We start from the raw sequence: 7,853 nt of genomic DNA, 5'->3' as shown, positions 1-7,853 counted from the left end.
ATCGATCAACCACCGGCAGGCGATTCCTGAGCTGGTACTGGAGTGCAGAGTTTCTTCATGACGGCGATAGCGACTCTGTTTCAGTGCCCGGTTGCGGTAGAGGCGTCCGCTCTGTCTCCGGCCGAGATCGGGCTGTTTCCCGAGGAGCGCGCGTTCATTCAGGCTGCCGTGCCGAAGCGGCGGGCCGAATTCGCGACCGCGCGGATATTGGCGCGCAGGGCGCTCGGGGCGCTCGGGGCCGCGCCCATCCCGCTCGTTCCCGGACCCGACCGCGCGCCGACCTGGCCGCCCGGCTACACCGGCAGCATCTCACATTGCGACAATTACTGTGCGGTGGTCGTGGCGCGGAGCCGCGACGTTGTCTCGCTCGGCCTCGACGTGGAGAATCGGCGCGAGCTCGACCGGGCGATGCAGGATCTGGTGCTGACCCCCACAGAGCGGAAATGGGCCGCCGCCCAGCCCGAGGCGCACCGGCCGATGCTGCCGATCCTGATCTTCAGCGCCAAGGAAGCCTATTATAAATGTCAGTATCCGGTCACGCGGGGCTTTCTCGACTTTCAGGATGTCGAGCTGGCTATCGACTGGACGTCGGGGACCTACATGGTCCGCGTTCTCAAGCCGGCTTGGCCGGCCGCGGTGGCCTGTTTGTCCGGCCGCTTTCTGATCGATGATGATCGGGTCGGCTGCGGCGTCGAGCTCGCGCAGAGCTGATCCTTGCACGCATCCTGAGGTTGGGCGCGCAGAGATGAGGGCCGGGCCGTCAAGAATTTTGCGGCCGCCGCATTCTGGAATGTCTCGACAGACAAGCATGTTACCGCAGGCGCTAAACATGACGCGTCGCAAAGTGTGCCGAAGGCGGCTTGACATGTTTAGTTGTCACCAATTTACTAAACAAAATACTTAACTCGGGCGATTGATCCGAGGGCATGGGGAAACGTCTGCGGCTCGCGCTGTCGTTGTGACGGCGCTTTCAGCTGCGGGCATAGATCGCCGTCATCCGCGACAAAGCGGGCGGCGCCAACAGGGAGGGAGTGCCAGATGAAGTTGCTGCAGACATTTGCACTGACGGCGACCGTCGCCGCCGCGACAGTGCTCGGCGCATCCGCGCCGGCACGTGCCGAAGGAAAGACCATCACGCTGTGCTGGGCTGCGTGGGACCCGGCCAACGCGCTGGTGGAACTGTCGAAGGACTTCACCGCCAAGACCGGCGTCAACATGAAGTTCGAGTTCGTGCCGTGGCCGAACTTCGCCGACCGCATGCTCAACGAGCTCAACTCGAAGGGCAAGCTGTGCGACCTGATGATCGGCGATTCCCAGTGGATCGGCGGCGCCGCCGAGAACGGCCAATACGTCAAGCTCAACGAGTTCTTCGACAAGGAAGGCATCAAGATCTCCGACTTCATGCCGGCGACCGTCGCCGGCTATGCCGAATGGCCGAAGGGCACGCCGAACTACTGGGCGCTGCCGGCGATGGGCGACGCTAACGGCTGGACCTACCGCAAGGACTGGTTCGCGCGGCCGGAGATCCGCGAGGAATTCAAGAAGAAATTCGGCCGTGAACTCGAGGTCCCTAAGACGCAAGCCGAGCTGAAGGACATCGCCGAGTTCTTCCAGAAGCGGGTGATCGACGGCAAGACCGTCTATGGCGCTGCGATCTTCACCGAGCGCGGCTCGGAAGGCATCACGATGGGTGTCACCAATGCGCTGTATCCGTTCGGCTTCAAGTACCAGAACCCGAAGAAGCCGTATGACATGCAGGGCTTCGTCAACTCCGACGACGCGGTGAAGGGGCTCGAATTCTACAAGGCGCTCTACAAGTGCTGCACGCCACCGGGCTATTCCAACGGCTACATGCAGGAGGGCCTCGACGCCTTCAAGTCCGGCCAGGTCGCGCTGCAGATGAACTGGTTCGCGTTCTTCCCAGGCCTCTACAAGGATCCGAATGTCGGCGGCGACAAAATCGGCTTCTTCGTCAACCCGGCTCAGAAGGAAAAGGGCTCGCAGCTCGGCGGGCAGGGCATCTCGGTGGTGGCCTATTCGCCGAACCGCGCCGAGGCGCTGGCCTACATCAAGTGGTTCGCCTCGCTCGACACCCAGAAGAAGTGGTGGGCGCTCGGCGGCTATAGCTGCCACAAGGGCGTGCTCAACGACCCCAACTTCAAGACCACCGCGCCGTTCGCCGCCGACTTCCTGGTGGCGATGGACCAGGTGGTCGATTTCTGGGCCGAGCCGTCCTATGCGCAACTGCTGCTCGCCATGCAGAAGCGCGTGCATGACTACGTCGTCGCCGACCAGGGCACGGCCAAGGGCGCGCTCGACGGGCTGATCGCCGACTGGACCAAGGTGTTCAAGGAGGACGGCAAGCTCTGACGATTGCACTTCTCAGTACCGATCTCTCCACGAGTCGTTCCGGGGCGCGCGTAGCGCGAGCCCGGAACCCATACCCACAGCAAGCGGTGTGAGGCACATGTGTCCGTCGGATCTCGCCCCAAAGAACGTCTTGTGGCTATGGATTCCGGGCTCGCGCTTTGCGCGACCCGGAATGACGAGAGGATAGAGCAGCGCCCTCAAACAGCCATTGTGAAGCAGTCCCTCGCATGACCGACCAAACCGGATTGAGCGGCCTTGTCGACCGCGCCGCCTTGGTGACGCCGCCCGTCGTGGCCGGCCACGTGCGCGGCCTGTCCGAGCGCGCCATCGCCTGGCTGTTCATCACGCCGACGATGCTGCTGCTGCTGGCGATCAACATCTTTCCGCTGATCTGGACCATCCGGCTCTCCTTCACCAACTATCGCGCCAATCGTCCCAACGCGACGGTGCTCGATGTCGGACTCGCCAACTACCAGTCGATCCTGACCGATCCGGATGTCTGGGCGGCGATGACGGTGACGGCACGCTTCGTGTTCTGGAGCATCCTGATCCAGACGGTTCTCGGCTTCGGCCTGGCCTGGCTCATCGACAAGAAGTTCCGCGGCCACGGCCTGTGGACCACCCTGATCCTGCTGCCGATGATGCTGTCCCCGGCCGTTGTCGGTAATTTCTGGACCTTCCTCTACCAGCCGCAGACCGGGCTCTTCAACTACGTCGTCTCGGCTCTCACCGGTACACCAGCGTCCTCGTTCCAGATGCTGGCGCAGGTGCCGCTGGCGCCCTGGGCCATCGTGATCGTCGACACCTGGATGTGGACGCCTTATGTGATGCTGATCTGCCTCGCCGGCCTGCGCTCGATCCCAGACTACATCTATGAAGCGGCCGAGGTCGACCGTGCCTCGCCGTGGCGGCAGTTCTGGTCGATCACGCTGCCGATGGCGCTGCCCTTCATCATGCTCGCGGTGCTGTTCCGGGGCATCGAGAACTTCAAGATGTTCGACATGGTCAACCTGCTGACCGGTGGCGGACCCGGCTCGACGACGGAGGTCGCCTCGATCACCCTGAAACGCGAGGCGTTCGAGAAATGGCGCACCGGCTATTCCTCGGCGTTCGCGATCATCCTGTTCGTTACCGTGTTCGGCCTCGCCAACATCTACGTCAAGGCGCTCAACCGGGTGAAAAGCCGATGACCGGCCTCGTCTCAGCCCATTCCGTGGTCGATCCGTCGCCGCTGGTGAAGCGGATCGCGGCGATCGTCGTGATCGGCTACGCGCTGATCACGCTCGTGCCGCTGCTGTGGATCGTGATGACCGGCTTCAAGTCGCCGTCGGACGCGATCGCCTATCCGCCCAAGATCATCGCCGAGCCGACGCTGGAGGGCTACTGCAACCTGTTCACGACGCGGACGCGGCAGGCGCCGGAGTATATGGCCAAGCTGCCGCCGGCCACGGGCCTGTGCGACCGCATCTCGCGCGAACGCAACATGGTGATCGCCGGTCCCTCGAACTACATCCCGCGCTACGTGAACTCGCTGGTGATCGCGTTCGGCTCGACGGCGCTGTCGATCGTGCTCGGCACGCTCGCGGCCTATGCGTTCTCGCGCTTCAAGGTGCCGCTCAAGGACGATCTGCTGTTCTTCATCCTGTCGACCCGGATGATGCCGCCGATCGCGGTCGCGATCCCGATCTACCTGATGTACCGCGAGCTCGGCCTGTCCGACACCAAGCTCGGCATGATCCTGCTCTATACGTCCGTCAACATCTCGCTTGCGGTCTGGCTGCTCAAGGGATTCATGGACGAGATCCCGCGCGAGTATGAGGAGGCGGCGATGGTCGACGGCTACACGCGGCTGCAGGCCTTCTTCAAGGTGGTGCTGCCGCAGGCCACCACCGGCATCGTCGCCACCGCGATCTTCTGCCTGATCTTCGCCTGGAACGAATACGCCTTCGCGGTGCTTCTGACCTCCGGCAGCGCCCAGACCGCGCCGCCCTTCATCCCGATCATCATCGGCGAAGGCGGCCAGGACTGGCCGGCGGTGGCGGCCGGAACGACGCTGTTCCTGATTCCGATCGTCGCGTTCACCGTGGTGCTGCGAAAGCATCTGTTGCGCGGCATCACCTTTGGAGCGGTGCGCAAATGAGCGAAGCCACCCAGAACCTTCCCCTCGACACTGGCATCACGCGTTGGCCGCGGGTCTTGCGCCGCGGCCCGATGGAGACGGTGGCAACCCTCCTGATCGCGGCCGGCGTGCTGATGCTGCTGCAGCCTTTCGCGCTGGTGCTCTACACCTATTCCTTCGTCACAACCCTTGCGGGTGTCGTGATGTTCACCATCGTCTCCAAGTTCCCGGACTGACGCCGTGGCCGAGATCCGGATCGAAAACCTGGAGAAGCACTTCGGCGGCTTCGCGGCCGTGCGCGGTACCAGCTTCACGATCGCCGATGGCGAGTTCTTCTGCCTGCTCGGCCCCTCCGGCTGCGGCAAGACCACGACGTTGCGCATGATCGCAGGCCTGGAGCTGCCGACCTCCGGCACGATCAGCCTCGGCGGCGAGGACGTCACGTTCCGCCGCGCCAGGGTGCGCGATATCGCCATGGTGTTCCAGCTGTTCGCGCTCTATCCGCACATGAACGTCCGCAACAACATCGCCTTTCCGCTGGTGTCGATGGGCGTCCCGAAGGCCGAGATCAAGCGTCGCGTGGAGGAAGCCGCGCGTATCCTGCGCATCGATCACCTGATCGATCGTCCCGTCAGCGGATTGTCCAGCGGCGACCGCCAGCGCGTCGCGCTCGGCCGCGCCATCGTGCGCGAGCCCAAGGCGTTCCTGATGGACGAGCCGCTCGGTGCGCTCGATGCCGAGTTCCGTCACATCATGTGCGGCGAGCTGCGCGCGCTGCATGATCGCCTCAAGGCCACCACGGTGTTCGTGACCCACGACCAGCTCGAGGCGATGTCGATGGCCGACAAGATCGCGGTGATGAATCGCGGTATAGTCGAGCAGCTCGGCACCCCGCAGGAGATTTATGACCGTCCGGCCTCGATGTTCGTCGCCGACTTCATCGGCTCGCCTGCGATGAACTTCATCCGCTTCGACGCGAAGCTTTCTGCCGGCACTGAGACGGTCCGCATCGATGGCGCTGACATCGGCGTGCCCGTGCTGCGTGAGGATGCCGATGGCAGCGCGCTGGTGCTCGGCGTCCGTCCGGAGCAGGTGACGCTGACGACCGAGGGCGGCCTTCGCGGCGAGGTGTTCGGCGCCGAATATCTCGGCACCACCCAGATCGTCTCCATCACCACAGCGCACGGCATGGTCAAGGCACGCATCCCTGCAGCGGTTCGCGTCGAGCGCGCGGAGCCGGTCGGACTGAGCTTCCGGGCTGACCGTCTCTCGCTGTTCAATGCCGCGACCGGCCGCGCGATCCGCACGGCGCTCTACGAGCAGCCGGCGAGGGGAGGCCGCCATGGCTGAGACGCGCCTCAATGCCGTCAGCAAATCGTTCGGCAGCAAGCCCGCCGTGCGCGATCTCTCGCTGACCATCCGCGACGGCGAGCTCGTCGTGCTGCTCGGGCCGACCGGCGCCGGCAAGACCACCACGCTCCGGCTGGTTGCTGGACTCGAGACGCCGGACCGTGGCTCGGTGATCATCGGCGGTGTCGACCAGACGCACGCGACGCCGGCCGCGCGCGACGTGACCTTCGTGTTCCAGCAATACTCGCTCTACCCGCATCTGTCGGTGTACGACAATCTCGCCTTCCCGCTACGCTCGCCCGTGCGCAAGACGCCGGAAGCCGAGATCAAGCGCATCGTCGGCGATGTCGCGGCGATGCTGCGGATCGAGGACAAGCTCGGCAACCGCGCCACGCAATTGTCGGGCGGCCAGATGCAGCGGGTCGCGATCGGGCGCGCGCTGGTGCGCCGGCCGGCAATTGCGCTGCTCGACGAGCCGCTGTCGTCGCTCGATGCCAAGCTGCGCGCCGATCTGCGCATCGAGCTCAAGCGCATCCAGCAGGATCTCGGCGCCACCATGCTCTATGTCACCCACGACCAGATCGAGGCGATGACGCTGGCCAACCGCATCGGTGTCATAGACCAGGGCAGGCTGGTGCAGGTGGGAACTCCTCGCGAGATCTACGAGGACCCGGCCAACGCCTATGTCGCCACGCGCCTCGGCAGTCCCGGCATCAATCTGTTGCCGCGCGGGCTGTTTCCGGATCTCGCCGTGCCCGGCGACGTCGCGACCATCGGCGCGCGGACCGAGCACATGACCGTGCGTCGCGCCAATGGCGGCGCGGCGGCGCGGGTGAAATGGATCGAGCATCTCGGCGACCAGAACCACCTGCACATCACGCTGAACGATCAGAAGATCGTCAGCCTGGTCGAGCCGGACACGGAATTGAAAGTTGGCGACTCCGTCGCTATCGAGTTCACCCGGCCGCTGCTGTTCGACCGGGCGGGTCAGCGGGTGAGATAGAGATGGACCAAGCATTCAAGCGCAGACTGATCGTGGCGATGGCTGATGCCGTCATTGCCCATGCCGAGGAGCTGACGGCGCTGGATTCCGCGATCGGCGATGGTGATCACGGCCTCAACATGAAGCGCGGCTTCGAGGCGGTGCTTGCTGATGCCGACAATATCTCGGCCAAGCCGTTGCCGGACGCACTGAAGGCGGTCGGCATGGCCTTGGTGATGAAGGTCGGCGGCGCCTCCGGTCCACTTTACGGCACGCTGGCGATGGGTCTCGGCAAGGTGCTGCCGGCGGAGCCCACTGCGGCCGACGCCGCGGCGGCGCTCGGCCGTGCCATCGAGGACGTCAAGGCGCGGGGTAAATCCGAGGCCGGGCAGAAGACGATGCTGGATGTGCTGATTCCGGTGCAGGCGGCATTCGCATCCGGCGGCGATGATCTTGCGACGCGGCTGCCTGCGATCGCAGCCGAGGCCGCTGACGCGACCGTGCCGATGAAGGCGATCCGGGGCCGCGCTTCTTTTCTCGGCGATCGCTCCATCGGGCACATGGATCCCGGCGCGCGCTCGTCCAGCCTGCTGGTGCAGGCGATCTGCAGTGTATTCAACGAGGCCTGAACATGGGTGAGCAGAAGAACGTCGGCATCGTCATCGTGTCGCATTCCGCCAAGGTGGCGGAGGGCGCGGCCGACATGGTCAGGCAGATGGTCGGCGACAGCGTGCCGCTCGCCGCCGTCGGCGGCAACGCCGATGGCGGGCTCGGCACCGATGTCGGCGCCATCATGGGCGCGATCGACAAGGCGTGGTCGGACGCGGGCGTCGCCATCCTGGTCGATCTCGGCGGTGCGGAGACCAACAGCGAGATGGCTGTCGAGATGATGCCGGAAGAGCGGCGCGAGCGCATCGTGATCTGCAATGCGCCGCTGGTTGAAGGAGCGGTGATGGCGGCGACGGAGGCGTCCGGCGGCTCGCCACTCGATGCGGTCCGCGCGACCGCCGAAGAGCTGATGGCAGGTTGAGT

General features: G+C 64.8%; 9 protein-coding genes. All 9 read left to right on the top strand.

Annotated elements, in window-relative coordinates; genetic code table 11:
• The first annotated feature begins 57 nt into the window (after positions 1-57).
• The 9 genes from ACVILH_RS28245 (at position 58) to dhaM (ending at position 7,851) form a co-directional block, all read left to right on the top strand.
• Positions 58-711 (top strand): 4'-phosphopantetheinyl transferase family protein, encoded by a 654-nt coding sequence (locus ACVILH_RS28245; protein WP_456715808.1) that lies wholly within the window; start codon positions 58-60, stop codon positions 709-711.
• Between the two features lie 327 nt (positions 712-1,038).
• On the top strand, positions 1,039-2,370 hold the full coding sequence (locus ACVILH_RS28240; protein ID WP_456715807.1) for an ABC transporter substrate-binding protein: 1,332 nt from the start codon (positions 1,039-1,041) through the stop codon (positions 2,368-2,370).
• Between the two features lie 227 nt (positions 2,371-2,597).
• Positions 2,598-3,560 carry a carbohydrate ABC transporter permease gene (locus ACVILH_RS28235; RefSeq protein WP_456715806.1) on the top strand — a complete coding sequence of 321 codons (963 nt, stop codon included), beginning with the start codon at positions 2,598-2,600 and terminating at the stop codon, positions 3,558-3,560.
• Positions 3,557-4,510 carry a carbohydrate ABC transporter permease gene (locus ACVILH_RS28230; RefSeq protein WP_456715805.1) on the top strand — a complete coding sequence of 318 codons (954 nt, stop codon included), beginning with the start codon at positions 3,557-3,559 and terminating at the stop codon, positions 4,508-4,510. The genes ACVILH_RS28235 and ACVILH_RS28230 overlap by 4 nt, the downstream gene beginning before the upstream one ends.
• The gene (locus ACVILH_RS28225) at positions 4,507-4,725 is read left to right on the top strand and encodes a hypothetical protein (protein WP_456715804.1); all 219 of its coding nucleotides are present in this window, start codon (positions 4,507-4,509) and stop codon (positions 4,723-4,725) included. The genes ACVILH_RS28230 and ACVILH_RS28225 overlap by 4 nt, the downstream gene beginning before the upstream one ends.
• 4 nt (positions 4,726-4,729) lie before the next feature.
• Entirely contained in the window at positions 4,730-5,839 is a 1,110-nt protein-coding gene (locus tag ACVILH_RS28220; protein WP_456715803.1) for an ABC transporter ATP-binding protein, read from the top strand.
• Complete coding sequence (locus ACVILH_RS28215) at positions 5,832-6,842, top strand: ABC transporter ATP-binding protein (protein ID WP_456715802.1); 1,011 nt, start codon at positions 5,832-5,834, stop codon at positions 6,840-6,842. Before ACVILH_RS28220 ends, ACVILH_RS28215 begins: the two co-directional genes overlap by 8 nt.
• A gap of 2 nt (positions 6,843-6,844) precedes the next feature.
• Positions 6,845-7,450, top strand: coding sequence for a dihydroxyacetone kinase subunit DhaL (gene dhaL / locus ACVILH_RS28210; RefSeq protein ID WP_456715801.1), 606 nt, complete (start codon positions 6,845-6,847; stop codon positions 7,448-7,450).
• 2 nt (positions 7,451-7,452) lie between these two features.
• Positions 7,453-7,851, top strand: coding sequence for a dihydroxyacetone kinase phosphoryl donor subunit DhaM (gene dhaM, locus ACVILH_RS28205; protein ID WP_456715800.1), 399 nt, complete (start codon positions 7,453-7,455; stop codon positions 7,849-7,851).
• Positions 7,852-7,853 lie beyond the last annotated feature (2 nt).

It is taken from the genome of Bradyrhizobium sp. USDA 4353 (assembly GCF_054063215.1).
Note: the sequence above shows the minus strand (reverse complement) of the source record. Positions and strands in the feature narration are given on the sequence as shown.

Coding starts and splice junctions, on each gene's coding strand:
- ACVILH_RS28245 (WP_456715808.1), top strand. CDS start 58: ATGACGGCGATAGCGACTCTGTTTCAGTGCCCGGTTGCGGTAGAGGCG.
- ACVILH_RS28240 (WP_456715807.1), top strand. CDS start 1,039: ATGAAGTTGCTGCAGACATTTGCACTGACGGCGACCGTCGCCGCCGCG.
- ACVILH_RS28235 (WP_456715806.1), top strand. CDS start 2,598: ATGACCGACCAAACCGGATTGAGCGGCCTTGTCGACCGCGCCGCCTTG.
- ACVILH_RS28230 (WP_456715805.1), top strand. CDS start 3,557: ATGACCGGCCTCGTCTCAGCCCATTCCGTGGTCGATCCGTCGCCGCTG.
- ACVILH_RS28225 (WP_456715804.1), top strand. CDS start 4,507: ATGAGCGAAGCCACCCAGAACCTTCCCCTCGACACTGGCATCACGCGT.
- ACVILH_RS28215 (WP_456715802.1), top strand. CDS start 5,832: ATGGCTGAGACGCGCCTCAATGCCGTCAGCAAATCGTTCGGCAGCAAG.
- dhaL (WP_456715801.1), top strand. CDS start 6,845: ATGGACCAAGCATTCAAGCGCAGACTGATCGTGGCGATGGCTGATGCC.
- dhaM (WP_456715800.1), top strand. CDS start 7,453: ATGGGTGAGCAGAAGAACGTCGGCATCGTCATCGTGTCGCATTCCGCC.